This is a genomic window from Massilia sp. DWR3-1-1, assembly GCF_049898325.1.
Taxonomy (GTDB): Bacteria; Pseudomonadota; Gammaproteobacteria; order Burkholderiales; family Burkholderiaceae_D; genus JAFCUW01.
Genome location: NZ_JAFCXL010000007.1, coordinates 142,250 through 158,415 on the forward strand (window position 1 = coordinate 142,250; position 16,166 = coordinate 158,415).

Consider the following 16,166-nt stretch of genomic DNA (forward strand, 5'->3'; position numbering starts at 1 on the left):
CGCCCATGAATCTGCTCGACGCCATTCGCGGCGCGTTCGCCCTGTTCCTGGCCGGCGACGCCGCGCTGTGGCGAATCATCTGGATCTCGCTGAAAACCGCCGTCGTCGGTCTGCTGCTGGCCACGCCGGTGGCGGTGGTGGCCGGTTACGCCATCGCCGCGCACCGTTTTCGCGGGCGCCGCGTGCTGATCTGGCTGGCGCAGGCGGCGCTGTCGCTGCCCACCGTGCTCATTGGCCTGCTGCTGTACCTGCTGCTGTCGCGCCACGGCCCGCTGGGCGGCCTGCAGTGGCTGTTTTCGCAGCCCGGCGTGATCGCCGGCCAGTTCGTCATCGCCGTGCCGGTGCTGGTGGCGTTCACGCTGGCGGCGGTGCAGGCGGCCGATCCCCGCTACGCCGAAACGGCGATCGCCCACGGCGCCTCGCGCTGGCGGGTGATGACGACGGTGCTGCACGAAGCGCGCTTCGGCGTGATGGCCGCCATCATCAGCGGCTTTGGCCGGGTGATTTCGGAAGTGGGCTGCGCGCTGATGGTGGGCGGCAATATCGCCGGCGAGACGCGCACCATCACCACCGCCATCGCGCTCGAGACGAGCAAGGGCGAATTCGCCCAGGGCATTGCGCTGGGCATGGTGCTGGTGGCGATCGCCCTGCTGATGAACGGCGCCCTGATGCTGCTGCAGGGCGACGCCCACGCCGCGCGGGGCCGCCTGTGAGCGCGCTGCTGGTCATCGAGCAGTTGCGCAAGCAGTTTGGCAGCGGGCGCGAAGCGCGCACGCTGTTCGCCATCGAGCGCCTGACCATCGACGCCGCCAGCGCCTACGCCCTGACGGGGGTGAACGGCGCCGGCAAGAGCACCTTGCTGCGCATCCTGGCCGGGCTCGAGCCGGCCGAGGCGGGCACGGTCTGGTTCGACGGCCGTCCGCTGGCGCTGTCGCCCTATCCGGCGGCCCTGCGCGCGGCGGTGGCCTACGTGCACCAGCATCCCATCATGTTCTCCACCAGCGTCGCGCGCAACATCGGCTACGGCCTGCGTGCGCGCGGGGTCGACCAGAAGCTCGTACAATCGGCGGTGGACGAGGCGATGGCGTGGGCCGGCGTCGACCACTTGCGGCACAGCGATCCGGTGAGCCTGTCGGGCGGCGAGAAACAGCGGGTGGCGCTGGCGCGCGCCAAAGTGCTGCGGCCACGCCTGCTGCTGCTCGACGAGCCCACCTCCAATCTCGACGGCGCCGCCCGCGAGCAGGTCATCGCGCTCATTCCCACCCTGATCAAGGCCGGCAGCAGCGTCATCATGGCGTGCCACGATCCCGACCTGATCGGCCTGCCCGGCGTGCAGCGCATCAAGCTGCGCGACGGCCATATTGAATACCGCCAGACCCCCTGATCCATCCACTGTCACCCAAGGAGTCCCCCATGAAACGCCGCAGCCTGTTAGCCCTCCTGATCGCCGCCTCGTTCGTCTCGAACCTGGCCGGCGCCGCCGAACCGATGGTGATCCGCCTGTCGACCACCACCAGCACCGACAATTCCGGCCTGCTGGGCTGGCTGCTGCCCGTGTTCGAGGCGAAGACCAACACCAAGGTCAACGTCATCTCGGTCGGCACCGGCAAGGCCCTCGAACTGGGCAAGAACGGCGACGTCGACGTCACCCTGGTGCACGCCCGCGCCGCCGAAGACAAGTTCGTCGCTGACGGCTGGGGGATCGACCGCCGCGACGTCATGTACAACGATTTCATCGTCGCCGGCCCCAGCGCCGACCCGGCCCGTATCAAGGGCGGCAAGGACGTGCTGGCGGCGTTTCGCAAGATCGCCGGCAGCGGCGCCAAGTTCATCTCGCGGGGCGACAATTCCGGCACCGACATCATGGAGAAGGCCTACTGGAAGGCGGCCGGCGTGATCCCGGCCGGCACCAACTACCTCTCCGCCGGCCTGGGCATGGGCGAAGTGCTCAATATGGCCGCCGAACTGCAGGCCTACACCCTGACCGACCGCGCCACCTACGGCGCCTACAAGGCCAAGACGGGGCTGGAGGTGGTGGTCGAGGGCGACAAGTCGATGTACAACCCGTACGGCATCATCGCCGTCAACCCGGCCAGGCACCCCGGCGTGAACTACAAGGGCGCCAGGCTGCTGATCGACTGGATTACCTCCGCCGAAGGCCAGGCCCGCATCGCCGCCTTCAAACCGGCCGGCCAGCAGTTGTTCTTCCCGACGGCGAAATAAGCCCCTGTCCTGCGCCGGTCACTGTTACGGGAACGCCCTATGGCAGGGCAGTGATCGGCTATACTTGTAAAATCGCAACAAAGGCGGCGCCACACGGCGCCAGCCACACCATGAGCGCGGCGCCAGACTTCGACCTACTTGACCAGCTACACACCAGTGCGCGTTCACGCGTGCTGCGTGCGCGCGGCAGGGATGGCGCCGCGCTCATCGTCAAGCAGCCGAACCAGGAATTCCCCTCGTTCCAGGACAGTGCCCGCTTCCGCCGCGAATTCGAGATCGCCCGCCGCTGCGCCCACGCGGGCGTGGTGGCGCCGCTGTCGCTGACCCAGGCGGGCGGGCGCTGGACCATGGTGCTGGCCGATATCGGCGGCATCGCCCTCGACAAGCTGCTGCGCCGGCGTGTGCTGGCGCCCAGCGAATTTTTTGCCATCGCCGTGCAGTTGTGCGACGCCGTCGAGGCGGTGCACGCCCAGGGCATCATCCACAAGGACATCAATCCGTCCAACCTGGTGTGGAACGCCGAGGCGGCGCGCCTGCAACTGATCGACTTCGGCATCGCCAGCGAGCTGCCGCAGGAAGCGCAAGGGATGGTCCATCCGCACGCGCTCGAAGGCACGTTGGCGTACATGGCGCCCGAGCAGACCGGCCGCATGAACCGCCTGCTCGACTACCGCGCCGATTTGTACGCCATCGGCGCCACCCTGTACACGCTGCTGGCGGGGCACCCACCGTTTGTCGCCGCCGACGCCATGGAGCTGATCCACTGCCACATTGCGCGCGCGCCGGCCTGGGACCTGCCGGCCCTGCGCACGCTGCCCGACGGCCTGCTGGTGATCTTGCAGCGCCTGCTCGAGAAGGACGCCGAACGGCGCTATCAGAGCCTGGGCGCGCTCAAGGCCGACCTGGAAGCCTGCCGCGATGCCCGGGCGCCGCAGCCGGCGCGGCTGGCCGATCGCAGCGCGCGCTTCGTGATGCCGCAGACCCTGTACGGGCGCGAGCGCGAAGTGGCCGCCCTGATGGCGGCGTTCGAGCGCGCCGCGCTGGGCGGCACCGAACTGCTGCTGGTGGCCGGCTATTCCGGCATCGGCAAGTCGGCCGTCGTCAATGAAGTCCACAAGCCCATCGTGGCGCGCCGCGGCGCCTTCCTGGCCGGCAAATTCGACCAGTTCCGGCGCGACGTGCCGTATGCCAGCCTGATCGAAGCGCTGCGCACGCTGGTCCATCAGCTGCTGGGCGAACCGGAAGCGCAACTGGCGGCGCGCCGCCGCCAGTTGCATGCGGCGCTGGGCGCCGGGCTGGGCGTGATGGTCGAACTGCTGCCGGAGCTGGCGCTGGTGGTGGGGCCGGTGGTGGCCGCCGCGCCCCTCTCGCCGGGGCAGGCCCAGGCCCGGCTGGCGCGCGTGCTGCCGCAGTTTATCGACGTCTTCAAGGCGCCCGGCCAGCCGCTGGTGGTGTTTCTCGACGACCTGCAGTGGGCCGACGCGCCGACCTTGCGCATGATCGAGCTGCTGGTGCGGCGCCAGGGCGGCGGTAATCTGCTGCTGATCGGCGCCTACCGCGACAACGAGACCGGTCCCGGCCACCCGCTGTCGGCGATGCGCGCGCGCCTTGAACGGGACGCCCTGCCGGTCGCCGTCATCGACCTGGCGGCGCTGACGGTGCAGCAGGTGGCCGCGCTGCTGGGCGACGCCCTGCGCGCCGACAGCGCCGCCGCCGCGCTGCTCGAGCTGGCGCGGCTATGCCACCGCAAGACCGGCGGCAACCCGTTCTTTCTCAACCAGTTCTTGCAGGCGATGGCCGAGCAGGGCCACCTGCGCTACGACGCCGCCGGCGATTGCTGGAACTGGGACCTGGCCGCCATCGACTTTCATCACACCACCGACAACGTCGGCGACCTGCTCGCCACCAAGATCGGCCGCCTGCCCGACACGGCGCGCTCGCTGCTGCAACTGGGCGCCTCGATCGGCAGCCGCTTCGACCTGGACACGCTGGCCGTGGTGGCCCAGCTGGCGCCGGCGGCGGCGCAGGCGGCGCTGTGGCCGGCGCTAGAGGCGGGGCTGGTGCAGCCGCTCGACGGCCGCTACAAATACCTGGCGCGCGATGGCGCCCACAGCGCTGCCGAAGCGGGCGGCGAGCCGCCCGATGCCGACGCCGACGCCCAGGGCGGCATCGGCTACCGCTTCCTGCACGACCGCGTGCAGCAGGCCGCCTACCTGATGGCCGATCCGGCCGAGCGCGCCGCGCGCCACCTGGGCATCGGCCGCCTGCTGCTGGCCCACGCCACCCCGGCCCAGCGCGAGGCCAACCTGTTCGGCATCGTCGAGCAGATCAACGCCGGCCGCGAGCTGATCGACGACGCCGACGAGCGCTTCGAGCTGGCGCGCCTGAACCACCTGGCGGCGGTCAAGGCGCGCCGCTCGGCGGCCTTCGGCGCGGCGCTGTCGCACCACGACATCGGCCTGTCGCTGCTGCCGACGGCCGGCCTGCAGCCCGGCTGGCAGGCGGCGCGCCCCAGCGGGCCCCATCACGGGCTGTGGTTCGAGCTGGCGCTGGGGGCGGCCGAAGCGGCTTACCTGTGCGGCGATTTCGCCCAGGCCGAAGCGATCTACCCGCGCGTGCGCGCGTGCAGCGTCGACCGCCTCGAGCATGCCCGCTGCATCATCGTGCAGGCCCACCAGTACCAGCTGCAGGGCCGCCTGCTCGATGCCATCGCGGTCCAGCGTGAAGGACTGGCGCTGCTGGGCTTCGGGCTGCCCGAGGACGCCGCCGAACTGGTGCAGGAAGCGGAGCGCCAGTTCGAGCAATTGCGCGCCGCGCAGACCGCCGGCGGCGGCGCCGCCGTCGATGCCGTCATCGACGCCTTGCTGGGCGCCCCCGAGATGGTCGATGCGGCCGCCGTGGCGGCCATGCAGATGATGCAGGGGCTGTGGATGGCCGGCTATTACGCCGGCCAGCAGGCGCTGTGCACGATGATGATCATGGCGATGACGCGGCTGTCGATCGACAAGGGCAACAGCGACTTCACGGCGGTCGGCTACACCGGCTTCGCCATGATGCAGGTGGTGCGCGGTTTCGATCCGGCGATCGCCTACCGCTTCGGCGCGATGGCCGTGCGGCTGGCCCGCAGCCGCGACAATCTGCAGACCCGCACCTTGTCGAGCCTGATGTTCGGCGCTGCCACCAGCCACTGGACGCGGCCCCTGCGCGACTCCGATGTGCTGTACGACGAGGCGTTCGGCTGGGCGCTGGAAATCGGCGACTACGTGCAGGTCGGGGTGGTGGCGGCGGTGCGCGCCACCGATCGCATCGCCCTGGGCGCCTATCTGCCCGACCTGCTCGAGAGCGTAAGGCGCGACCTGGCGCTGATGCGCGCCAACGGCCAGCAATCGATGGCCGACTGCTGCGTTGCTGCCGCCGTGCAGCCGATCCTGGCGCTGATGGGAGTGGCCGCGCCCGCCGCCGACCTGTACTTCGACGAAGCCGATTTCCTGGCCCGCTACGGCAATTCGAATCTGTACCAGGCGTATTACCTGCAGGGCCAGATCCGCAACGCCTGCCTGTTCGCCAGCGCCGACGCCGAGGCGCTGGCCTTGCGCTTGCCGCTGGTGGCGCAATCGATGCGTGGCCAGGCAAAGGTGCCCGAGGCGACCTTCCATGCGGCCCTGATCTGGCTGCGCGCCCTGCGCGCGCCGGCCGGCGCACTCGACGACGAAGCGCGCGCCGCCATCGCAGCGCGGCTGGCGCCGCTGGTGGGGCAGCTGGCCGGCTGGGCGCGGCACGCTCCCGCCAACGTGGGACCGAAATACGCGCTGGTGCTGGCCGAGCGGGCCAGGAACGCCGGCGATGTCGCCACCGCCGTGGATGCCTACCGGGCGGCGGCCGACGGCGCCGGCGAGGCCGGCTACGTCAACATCCAGGCGCTGGCCCATGAGCTGTGCGCCCAGTTCTGGGTCGAGCAGGGCCAGCCGAAAGTGGCGGCGGTGTTCCTGCGCGACGCCATCGGCCGCTATCGCCAGTGGGGCGCCCACGCCAAGGTCGCCCTGCTGCAGGCGTCGCCGCTGGCGCGGCTGGGGCGCGCGCCCTATGCGGGGGCGCCGTCCACGCTGAGCGCGTCCGGCGGCGTCGGGACCGGCACCGCCGCGCGCGTGGCCGGCAACGAGGCGCTCGACCTGGCCTCGCTGCTCAAGGCGGCGCAGGCGCTGGGCAACGAGATCGGCCTGGGCGCGGTGCTGGGCCGCCTGATCGACATCGTGCGCGAGAATGCCGGCGCCCAGGTGGCGCGCCTGCTGCTGCGCGAGGGCGACGGCGAGAGCGCGGTGTGGCGGCTGGAAGCGGACATCGACGGCGATGGCGCGCGCGTCCTGCTGGGGCGGCCCGTGGATCTGTTCGGCGGCGTCGTCACCGACACCTTGCCGCTGCCGCTGTCGGTGCTGCGCTACGTACTGCGCAGCGGCGCCGCCGTCATCGAAGAGCGCATCGCCGACGCGCCCCTGTTCGCCAACGATCCGCACGTGCGTGCGCACGGCGCCCGCTCCGTGATGTGCCTGCCGATCCGCCAGGGCGGCCGCATCGATGGCCTGCTGTACCTCGAAAACAGCCTGGTCGAAGGCTGTTTCACGCAGGAGCGGGTGGAGTTCCTGGGCATGCTGGGGGCGCAGGCGATGATCTCGATCGCCCACGCGCGCATGCACGACCGTCTCGAGGCGCGGGTGGCCGAACGCACCGCCCAGCTGGAAGAGGCCAACCGCCAGCTGGCCACCCTGTCGGTGACGGACTCGCTCACCGGCCTGGCCAACCGGCGCCACTTCGACGACGTGCTGCGCCGCGAATGGTCGCGCTGCCAGCGGGCCGGCGCCAGCATCGGCGTGATCATGCTCGACATCGACCACTTCAAGAAATACAACGATCATTACGGCCACCAGGCGGGCGACACCTGCCTGGCCCAGGTGGCGGCGGCCCTGCAGGGCGTGCTGCGCCGCCCGGGCGACCTGGTGGCGCGCTACGGTGGCGAGGAATTCTGCGTGGTGCTGCCCGACACCGCGGCGGCCGACGCCGTCCAGGTGGGCGAGCACCTGCGCGCCGCCATCGCCACCCTGGCGCTGGCCCATGCGGCCGTGCCGAATGCCGTCGTCAGCATCAGCGTGGGCGTGGCGGTGGTCCTGCCCACCTCCACCGCCGCTGCCGATGGCCTGCTGCACGCGGCCGACGCGGCGCTGTACGCGGCCAAGGCGGGCGGGCGCAACATGGTGGTGCTGGCCGCGCCCTGAGCGCCCGTGCCACCGTCCTGATTACCGGTTCGCCGCCGCCTGCGCCACGATCGCCCCCCGTTCGCGCACCACCAGCGCCTGGCCCTTGCCGCCGGCATCGACCGTGAAACTGACCTGGATGTCGCGCTCTTTCATGGCGAAGTTGTTGACGCTGGTGGGATAGAGGGCGAAGGTGCTGCCGCCGGCCAGCACCAGCAGGCCATTGCCGGCCGGTTTGACGGTCAGCACCATCTTGTCCGTGGCCGTGTAGGTGCCGGCCAGCAGCGCGAGGGCACCCGGCGCCGCTGCCACTTCGGCCAGCGTGGCCGCCGCTGGCGCCGGCGCATGCGCGTAGCTCATCGCCCGCGCCACCGTCCAGTGCCCGTCCTTGAGCAGCAGCAGCGAAGTAAAGCGGCCGCGCTCGGTGAGCACCTCGGCGTTGCCGGGGGCGGCATTGTAGAAGCGGTGATTGCCCTCGACGACGGCGCCATACAGGGCGCCGTTTTCCATCATGGGAAACACCTGCACGGTGCCGGCGATGGCTTCGCGGCGCACCTTGCGCGCGGGATTGGCGCAGATATTGCTCGCCATCGCCGCCTCGAACGCGCTCTTGCCGCGCCGCAGTCCGCCGGCGTCGTGATAAAACTCCAGGTCGTCGCTGTGCATCGCGCGCAGGGCCTTGAGGTCGCACTGGTTGTAGGCGGCCCAATAGGCCGCGTCGAAGCTGCGCACCTCGGCTTCCCAGCCCGCCTTGGGGCCGGCGGCGTGGGTGAGGGGGGCCAGCAGGGCGCTGGCGAGCAGCATGGTCGTGATCGTCGTTTTCATCGTCGTCGCCCCGCCGTGCGGGGCAGTAAGTGGAGAGGCGATGACTGTAGCGGCAGGGCCGCCCCGACTGCCGGGCTGAAAGGACGAGTGGTCGTCTTGTATGCATCAGTGGTGGCAAACGGCGATAAGCGTTGTGCCCGGGCGTTCTAGTCGCAGTCGATGTGCACCGCGCTCTGCCCGGCCTTGTCGCCCTTGCACGTGGTGACAAGGCACTGCGCGGTGTTGTCAGGCAGGCGGCGCGACAGTGTGACCTCGTTCAAGGCAGCGTGGCTGCACGCGATCCATTAGCCATCGACGAAAGGACCATCGAACTTGTAGTGATCGACCTGGCCGGCGGGGCCACGACGGGACGAGGCCTCGCGCAGCGCCGCGCCCTTGTCGGGTGCGGCCGGCGCTGCGCCGGCGGCACGCAGATACAGGAGCGCCGCCACATGCGTTGACCACCAGCGCCTGGCCCTTGCCGCCGGCATCGACCCCGACAGCAACAAGGTTCAGTGGTGGCAGCCGCAGAACGGCCGCTGCGCAAACAGTGGGTTAGCTGCGGGCGCCAGGCGGCGGCCGCGCGCGGGGCCAAAAAGCAGCCCCGCCAGTTCTGGCCCGGTTACTTGAACTTGGCCCTCAGACCAACAAAGTACTGTCGCCCGATCACATCGTAGGCCCGTGGCTCCGTATTGGTGCCGGTAGCCGCATCGCGTGGGTTGATGTCCGGCTGAGCGTCAGCGAGATTATTGACGCCCACATAGGCATCCAGGTTATCGGTGATTCGATAATTGAAGCGCAGGTCGACATAGGTCGCTGAATTGAGCTTGTTCAAATCCTCGGACAAGTTGTTCGCCTCCAGAAACGCCTTGGTCGAACTACGATAGCGAACTTGCGAGAATACTTCGAACTGTTTCGTTACCTTGTAGGTGCCGTTGAACGACAGTCGCCACTTCGGAAAGAGGGGACGGTCCACGAATTTCTCGACAGCGCCGGTCGAGTTGGTCACATCGTAGCGATTCAAGTAGTTGGCGTATGCGGCAAAGTTGAAATTCGGCCGCGAATAGTCCAGCTCCAGATCGACGCCACGCGTGGTGATATTGGCGGCGTTGATCAGCGGTGAGCGCAAATTGAGGATCGGACCATCATTGATATCGCGCACCAGGTTACCACCGCAGGTCGGATCGAACGAAGTGGCGGCGGCGCCATAGCAACGCCGCACATACACATCCGCAGTGTCACGGGTGATACCATTCTTGATCGAGATGTCGAAGTAATCGGCCGAGAACGACAGGCCGCGTACCGGCGTAAACACCGCGCCAAGCGTCACGGAATTGGCGGTCTCCTCGCGCAGACTCGATGAACCGGCCTGCAACAGGCGCGTGTTGTTCGCTTCCGACCCAACCAGCGTGTACGAACCGAGGCTGGCGATACGGCGCGCAACCGCAGGGATCGAACGGCAATTCTGGGCAACATTGCCGGCAGTGCTTGCAGTCACGCCATTGCATACATCGGTGTTCGACCCGGCAGTGCTAGTGGTGCCGTTGGAAAACAGGTCATTGATATTCGGCGCCCGTACCGACTTGGACCAGCTGCCCCGGAAGCGAAGGCTGTCCATGACGGGCGCGTTGATGCCCAGGCGATAGGTGGGCGCAGTGCCAATGGTCGAGTACGAACCCAGGCGAGCCGCCAGATCCACGCTCAGCCAGCGAGCAACCGGCACGTCGATTTCGGCAAAGGCTTCCTTGACATCGAACTGACCGGATATCGCTGACACCTGCAGGTCCCGGGAAAGACCCTGCTGCCGATAAGCATCCGGTGTTTCCTGGGCTTGCTCTTTTCTGTATTCCACGCCGGCTGCGAAGTTGATCGGCTGTTTGTCGGAAATCGAGAATGGCAGCGCGCCGGACAGAACGCTGTTCAGAACGGTTTGCTTGATTTCGGCCGTCTGACCGGTAGCGATGGTCAGATACTTGATGGCTTCCGGTGAAAATCCGGTAATGCCGGCTTTGCCTGCCAGACTGTCGCTGGTGCCAAACGGGTTGACCGGCTTACAGCCTTCAATGCGCGCTACCGCATCAGCGCACTGATAGCCACCCTTGCCGTCAGGTACGATCGTGACGGCGTTGCGGAAATTGGGGATACTAAAGTCACCCGTGTTGGTCTGGGTTTGCAAGGTCACGCCATACACCGCGGTCGATTTGAGCGACATTCCGCTGCTCAGGTCGTTCGTCAGACCGGTCGCGATCCTGAACGTGTTTCGCTTGTTCGCCACCGTCCGGTCGCCGAATTCGGTCAGTCGCTTGAACGTCTGAACACGGTCGAGCGAGGTGTCGGCGCCCAGGGCATTGACCAGCTGCGCGCCGGCGCTGCTGCCGACAAAGTACGGGCTGGTGGCAACATTGATGCCGGTCTTGCCGCCCGTTGCGACACGAAACACATCGCTGACGACCGATACCGGCGCCGGCTCCAGGGCCACCGAAGAGGAAGTGCCACTGTAGTTCAGTTCGACATCGATACGGGAAGTGGGACTCAGGTCGAAGTTCAGGCCAGAGGCGACATAGTTGCGCTGATACGGCGCCACCAGGAATCGGCGCGCGTTCTGGTTGTCCCAGTCGGCCGCTCCCTGAGGGGTATAGTTAGAATCAAGCAACGGTTGATTCGTATTGAATTTGGCGCCGTTACCGAAGATCGACAAGCCATTCGGCGCAATCAGCGCCGCACCAGGCACGTGGGCAGGCCCGTTGCGCCGCGCGATCGATTCGCGAATGCCATCTTTGTCGGCATCGATATAGGCTTGCTCATAGGCTGCGAAAGCCCGTTCCGACGAGCGCAATGCGTTTTCCCTGGACTGGCCGGCGGAGATCCACGCATTGCCCGATTCGAAGTTTCGTCCGAAGGTCATGTCGACGTTTTTTCGTCCTGCGCCACCCGCTTCTGCTCCGGCGCCGAAAGCGTTGAATTCAAAGCCGCTGAAATTTTTCTTCGTGATAATGTTAATGACACCAGCAACGGCATCGGAACCATAAATTGCCGACTGTCCGCCCGTAAGCACATCGACACGTTGAATCAGTGAAGTAGGAATGCTGTTGAGGTCGACGCCATAGCCGGTGTTGGCCGATACGCCCGAGACGTAGCGGCGACCGTTGACGAGAACCAGTGTTCGTGCCGACCCCAGATTGCGCAGCGAGGTCGTCGCCACGCCAACGTTGGCGGCGTCGCCGCCGACAGAGGTATTGTTCGATGACGAGGAGATACCGGAAGTGATTGAAGGGATGCTATTTAATACATCTCCAATGGAGATCGATGCCGTACCCTTGATGAGATTTTCTCCCACCTCGGTGATGGGCGACGATGAAACCGAATTTTGTGCTTGCCGGATGTTCGACCCGGTAACCGTGACAACCTGTATTGTGCTGTCGCGATCTTTCTCAGTCGAAACTGCGACCTCCTGATCCCCGTTGGCGTAGCTGGTCGCCGGGACAGCCAGCAGGAGTGCAGGGCACGCAATCAGGGCCGCATACGACCAGCGCTGCTGGGTCTTGCATGTCTTCGATTTCTTTGCAGTTAAATATTTCACAACATCTCCCTTTGTTTGATATCAGATATCTGACTTTCAAATCGTAGTTTAATCTCGCGCCATACGCAATTAAAATGCCAACAGAATTGTTGTCGAAAACAGACATCACAGCCGAATCCCTACTTTCAGCACAGCGACGCGCCCGGCGTGAGGCACTTTCTTACCCGCCTGTATAGAACAGATGGCGTAAGTTCAGATATCATATATCTAGAACCGATCTGCCCGGCGCCGATGCGTATGCCTTATCCTGAGGTTTTGTCCGACTATGAAAAAAATTGTTTTTGCCTGCGTCCTGGTTCCCGCCCTGTTGGTGGCGGCGCCGGCCGTGGCCGGTGACCGCCTCCCGAAATTTCCGCTCGCTGTAAAAATGACGGCAGCGGCGAAAGTGGGCGATACCGTCTACGCCGGTCTGGGCAGCGCTGGCCAGGCCTGGTATGCGCTCGACATGGCCAAACCCGGCGCGCAATGGGAAGCGCTCGCGCCTTTCCCCGACCAGCAGCGTAACAACGCCAATGCGGTCGCGATAGGCGCCAATGTGTACGTGTTCAACGGCCAGGGAAAAGCGCATCCGGCCGATCAGCGACTCATCATTTTCGACACCGTCTGGAAATACGATACCGCCGCCAACAGCTGGAGCAAGGTGCCGACACGTTCACCGCTGGGCGGTCTGGCCTCCGCTGCGACGACATCCGATCGCCAGAATATATTGTTCTTCGGTGGCGCCAGCAAGGCGATCTTTGAAGGGTATTTCGTCGATTACTTCGATGCGGCCAGCGCCGGGGTGCAAGACGGCGCTATCGCGACAGCGACCAGCAAGGCCAGGCAAGACGACGTCGACGAACGTTATTTCGACCAGCGTCCCCAGGACTATCTGTTCACCGCCCACGTATTGAGTTACAACCCGGCCAGGAATCAATGGCGCAATCTCGGTATCGATCCAAACCCTGCCACCGTGGCCAGCGCCGTTGCGGTCAAGGGCAAGCAGGTGACCCTGATCGGCGGAGAGATCAAGCCCGGCCTGCGTTCGCCCAATGTGAAGCGGTTGACCGTGAGCGGCGAAACACTGCACTGGGCCAGGCTGTCGCCCATGGCGGCGGCTCCCGGTGAAGCCGCGCAAGAAGGTATCGCCGGCGCCTTTGCGGGTTACAGCGGCGGCGTCTTGCTCGCTGCCGGTGGTGCCAATTTCCCGGGCGCCTGGAAGCAATTCAACGGTGGTCGATTATTTGCCCACAAAGGGCTCAGCAAGACCTGGCGCGCCGATATTTACGCCGAAATCAAGGGGAAATGGATGGCCGTCGGTAAATTGCCAGCGCCGATGGGCTATGGCTCTTATGTCCAGCTCGATGACGGCGTGCTGGTGGTGGGCGGCGAATTGCAAGGCGGCGCCGGCAGCAATGATGTGTTCATGATAAAGTGGAACGGCAAGAGCGTCGATATCGTTCGTTGATGTCCGGCGATATCCACGCTGGGATGCCGGCGGATGGCCGGCAATCCGCCGGCCGCAGGTGCATTGCCGGCGTGCGCAAACAGCGCGTGGCTTATTCGATCAGACAGCGTTGTGCCAGTGCTTGCGCAATCCGGCGCGAGACTTCACCGCGATAGGCGCCCGATGACAGATGGATGTGGATCATTTCGGGTTCGCATGAACGTCCGTCCGTCACAACGCTGTTCAATGCGGACGGATACGCTGCGCTAGCGGGATCGATACAATGCGTCTTGTTGGTTTCCATGATTTCGCCGCTTTCCGTGCGGCGAACATCGAGCAGGCACATTTGCTGTGGACGCTGCCGCGCCAGCATGCGGTAACCGTCGATGACTTTTTTATGCCCCTCGATCGCTTCGTCCCACCAGTGCGTGGCCAGCACATTGATCCACGGGACCTGCGTCCAGTCGCCTGTGGGAAATTGCGACTCGAGGTCGGCCAAGTCTGCGCCCAGGCGATCGACCATCATGCTGAAATCGGCGCAATGGTGTTCGGCATGAGGACCGCCCGCGTGGGCGTCAGTTTCGCCCTGGACCCAGACGACACCGAGCAGACGATTGGCGCGATTGAACTCCAGCGCGTAGCGCACACGGTCGCGCAAGTCGCGGTACAGCGGCGACGCAGCGCCATCCGCTCCCGCCCAGGCCATCGCCCCTTGGGTGTTGCTGTCGTCCAGGCCAGGATAATTGCACACGCTGCGCCCGACGCTGGCGCCCGGTTGCTGTTGCGGCGCGCATTCCGGTTCGGATCGGTAGGAGCCGGGTTCGCCGAAGCGCATGCCGGCACCGCCATGCGCTTGCGGCAGCAGCAGTATGCCGGCATCGCCTGGCAACAAGGTCAGCAAGCGACGGGCAATGAAAACGCCGGAACCGACCGTGCCTGAACGGCGCAGGTCGGTATTGCCCGTCAAATTGCAGAAGCGCATGTCCTTGACATCATCGAGGGCGTGGCTGGCGTCGACGATCTTGTTCCAACGGTCTTCGTACACGCCATCGGGGCGCATGCCGCGGTAGCGGCCCAACTGCTGGATGCGGGGTGATCTCCGCAAATCGTCCAGTTCGGGCATGGCTTCACCGAAACCCTGCGCATTGGACTGGCCCGCAATTACCAGCACGTACCACCGGCTGACTGGTTCCTCCTCAATCATTTATAACTCTCCGTAAATGCGTTATCCAACGCGATCACGCCGGCCAAACCGGCATCGCCGCCCCGGCGCGCGGCGCTCAGAATGGGCGCGGCGCGCAGCGCAAGGCCCTTTAATGCAGTGCGGATGCGATCAAGCATGCCGTTGGCCAGGCCCACGCTGCCGCCGATCACCACTTCCTGCAGGTCGACGATCATGTGGAAGCCACCTATCGCTTCCGCCACCGCTTGCGCGGCATTGGCGATGATGGCTTCGGCCTGGTCATCGTGGGCGGCGAGCGCAAACAGTTCCGCGCTGTTCATGGGCTTGCCGAACAGCGCTGTCGCCTGCCGCGCCAACGAGGTACCAGAAGCAATCATTTCCAGGCAACCGAGGCGGCCGCAGCCGCACCTCGTCGCGCCATCCAGCGCCGCCAGCCGTACGCCTGCATGGCCGACGTGCGCGGCCAGGCCGTGCGGGCCGACGCGCAATCGATCATCGAGCACCAGGCCGCCACCGACCCCGGTCGACAGCGTGATAAACAAGAGGTTGGCCGCCTGCGCGTAGTCGGTTTGCCGGACGAGGTATTCGCCCCATGCTGCCGCCTGGCCATCATTGATCAGGGTGACCGGGCAAGCGAAACGCGCCTGCAGCAGATCGGCCAGCGCGAAGCCATCCCAGAATTTGATGATGTCGAGATTGACCGAATGCACCCTGCCGCCGTCGATGTAGCCGGTGGTGCACACGCTGACCCGTTCTGGCGCCGACCAGCCCGCTGTCAGGATGTCGATAACGCGCGCAAAACCTTGTGCATCGTACGCCATCGGCTGCTGGCGGCGTTCGAGGATGACGCCGTTTTCCACGCGCGCCGCGGCAACCTTGGTGCCGCCGATATCGAGTGCCAGCAGCATTTCAGTCTGGCTTGACTGCATGGTTCATGGCGCTGATAAACCATTCGGTGATGTGCTCGATGCGCGTGATTGCCGAGCCCACGGTCACACAATGCGCGCCGGCGCTGAGCGCAGCGGCAGCGTCAGCGGCGGTGCGGATGCGGCCCTCGGCCACCACCAGCGCGCCGGCAGCAGACAACTGTCTGACCAATTCCAGGTCCGGTCCGTCATCGGGCAAGCCGGCTGTTTGCTCGGTGTAGCCGGACAAGGTGGAACCGATCAGATCGCAACCGAGCGCCATGCAAGCCAGACCGTCTTCCAGGGTTGAGCAATCGGCCATCGCCAGGCGCCCCGCGGCATGGGTCGCGGCCAGCAGTTCAGCCACTGCAACCGGACGCTGACGATTGGTGCCGTCGAAGGCGATCACGGCAGCTCCGGCCTCGATCAGCGCGTGCACGTCGTGCAAATACGGCGTGATGCGCACGGGACTGTCATCCAGGTCGCGCTTGACGATGCCGATGACCGGCACATTTTTGATCAGCGCAGTCACCGCACGTACATTGTCCGCGCCTTCGATGCGCAAGCCGCCGGCGCCGGCGGCAACCGCGGCGCCGGCCATGGCGACGATGATGTCGCGCTTGTCCATCGGGCTGCCTGGGACCGGTTGACAGGAAACGACGAGCGAGTTTTTCAGTTGGGAGAGATTCATTTTATGGGGTCTTTGGAATGGTCGTAATCAGCACGGCCTGGTTCTGCGAGTCATCGTAAGAGGCTTCACGCAATAAACCTTGGCGGCGCAGATGAAAAATGACAAAGC

General features: G+C 65.9%; 12 protein-coding genes. 5 read left to right on the top strand and 7 right to left on the bottom strand.

The annotated features are described in order from the left end of the window. The first annotated feature begins 5 nt into the window (after window positions 1–5). The 4 genes from ACP7EY_RS09520 (at window position 6) to ACP7EY_RS09535 (ending at window position 7,490) form a co-directional block, all read left to right on the top strand. Entirely contained in the window at window positions 6–713 is a 708-nt protein-coding gene (locus ACP7EY_RS09520; RefSeq protein WP_426192797.1) for an ABC transporter permease, read from the top strand. Beyond that, window positions 710–1,384 carry an energy-coupling factor ABC transporter ATP-binding protein gene (locus tag ACP7EY_RS09525; protein ID WP_426192799.1) on the top strand — a complete coding sequence of 225 codons (675 nt, stop codon included), beginning with the start codon at window positions 710–712 and terminating at the stop codon, window positions 1,382–1,384. Before ACP7EY_RS09520 ends, ACP7EY_RS09525 begins: the two co-directional genes overlap by 4 nt. 29 nt (window positions 1,385–1,413) lie before the next feature. Then, window positions 1,414–2,223 (top strand): substrate-binding domain-containing protein, encoded by an 810-nt coding sequence (locus ACP7EY_RS09530; protein ID WP_426192801.1) that lies wholly within the window; start codon window positions 1,414–1,416, stop codon window positions 2,221–2,223. 110 nt (window positions 2,224–2,333) lie between these two features. Continuing rightward, the gene (locus ACP7EY_RS09535) at window positions 2,334–7,490 is read left to right on the top strand and encodes a diguanylate cyclase (protein ID WP_426192803.1); all 5,157 of its coding nucleotides are present in this window, start codon (window positions 2,334–2,336) and stop codon (window positions 7,488–7,490) included. Between the two features lie 21 nt (window positions 7,491–7,511). On the opposite strand, the gene ACP7EY_RS09540 is transcribed toward ACP7EY_RS09535, so the two are convergent. The 4 genes from ACP7EY_RS09540 to ACP7EY_RS09555 all read right to left on the bottom strand — a co-directional run bounded on the left by ACP7EY_RS09540 (window position 7,512) and on the right by ACP7EY_RS09555 (window position 11,853). Further along, window positions 7,512–8,294, bottom strand: coding sequence for a nuclear transport factor 2 family protein (locus tag ACP7EY_RS09540; RefSeq protein ID WP_426192805.1), 783 nt, complete (start codon window positions 8,292–8,294; stop codon window positions 7,512–7,514). Window positions 8,295–8,440: 146 nt separating this feature from the next. Beyond that, window positions 8,441–8,575 (bottom strand): STY0301 family protein, encoded by a 135-nt coding sequence (locus ACP7EY_RS09545; protein WP_426192996.1) that lies wholly within the window; start codon window positions 8,573–8,575, stop codon window positions 8,441–8,443. Between the two features lie 3 nt (window positions 8,576–8,578). Beyond that, window positions 8,579–8,725, bottom strand: coding sequence for a hypothetical protein (locus tag ACP7EY_RS09550; protein ID WP_426192807.1), 147 nt, complete (start codon window positions 8,723–8,725; stop codon window positions 8,579–8,581). Between the two features lie 170 nt (window positions 8,726–8,895). Next, window positions 8,896–11,853 carry a TonB-dependent receptor domain-containing protein gene (locus tag ACP7EY_RS09555; protein WP_426192809.1) on the bottom strand — a complete coding sequence of 986 codons (2,958 nt, stop codon included), beginning with the start codon at window positions 11,851–11,853 and terminating at the stop codon, window positions 8,896–8,898. A gap of 265 nt (window positions 11,854–12,118) precedes the next feature. On the opposite strand from ACP7EY_RS09555, the gene ACP7EY_RS09560 reads away from it, so the two are divergent. Continuing rightward, a complete protein-coding gene (locus ACP7EY_RS09560) occupies window positions 12,119–13,300 on the top strand; it encodes an N-acetylneuraminate epimerase (RefSeq protein ID WP_426192811.1) in 1,182 nt (393 codons plus the stop codon). Window positions 13,301–13,391: 91 nt separating this feature from the next. Here ACP7EY_RS09560 and ACP7EY_RS09565 read toward each other — a convergent pair whose 3' ends face one another. Genes ACP7EY_RS09565 through ACP7EY_RS09575 form a run of 3 tightly spaced genes read right to left on the bottom strand, consistent with a single transcriptional unit; the run spans window position 13,392 to window position 16,058 of the window. Then, a complete protein-coding gene (locus ACP7EY_RS09565; RefSeq protein ID WP_426192813.1) occupies window positions 13,392–14,483 on the bottom strand; it encodes a hypothetical protein in 1,092 nt (363 codons plus the stop codon). Further along, entirely contained in the window at window positions 14,480–15,391 is a 912-nt protein-coding gene (locus tag ACP7EY_RS09570) for an ROK family protein (RefSeq protein WP_426192815.1), read from the bottom strand. Before ACP7EY_RS09570 ends, ACP7EY_RS09565 begins: the two co-directional genes overlap by 4 nt. After that, window positions 15,372–16,058 (bottom strand): N-acetylmannosamine-6-phosphate 2-epimerase, encoded by a 687-nt coding sequence (locus tag ACP7EY_RS09575; protein ID WP_426192817.1) that lies wholly within the window; start codon window positions 16,056–16,058, stop codon window positions 15,372–15,374. The genes ACP7EY_RS09570 and ACP7EY_RS09575 overlap by 20 nt, the downstream gene beginning before the upstream one ends. Window positions 16,059–16,166: the final 108 nt, after the last annotated feature.

Bases quoted from the DNA above. Each gene is read 5' to 3' on its own strand.
- ACP7EY_RS09520 (WP_426192797.1), top strand. From the start codon at position 6: ATGAATCTGCTCGACGCCATTCGCGGCGCGTTCGCCCTGTTCCTGGCC.
- ACP7EY_RS09535 (WP_426192803.1), top strand. From the start codon at position 2,334: ATGAGCGCGGCGCCAGACTTCGACCTACTTGACCAGCTACACACCAGT.
- ACP7EY_RS09570 (WP_426192815.1), bottom strand. From the start codon at position 15,391: ATGCAGTCAAGCCAGACTGAAATGCTGCTGGCACTCGATATCGGCGGC.
- ACP7EY_RS09565 (WP_426192813.1), bottom strand. From the start codon at position 14,483: ATGATTGAGGAGGAACCAGTCAGCCGGTGGTACGTGCTGGTAATTGCG.
- ACP7EY_RS09540 (WP_426192805.1), bottom strand. From the start codon at position 8,294: ATGAAAACGACGATCACGACCATGCTGCTCGCCAGCGCCCTGCTGGCC.
- ACP7EY_RS09530 (WP_426192801.1), top strand. From the start codon at position 1,414: ATGAAACGCCGCAGCCTGTTAGCCCTCCTGATCGCCGCCTCGTTCGTC.
- ACP7EY_RS09575 (WP_426192817.1), bottom strand. From the start codon at position 16,058: ATGAATCTCTCCCAACTGAAAAACTCGCTCGTCGTTTCCTGTCAACCG.
- ACP7EY_RS09560 (WP_426192811.1), top strand. From the start codon at position 12,119: ATGAAAAAAATTGTTTTTGCCTGCGTCCTGGTTCCCGCCCTGTTGGTG.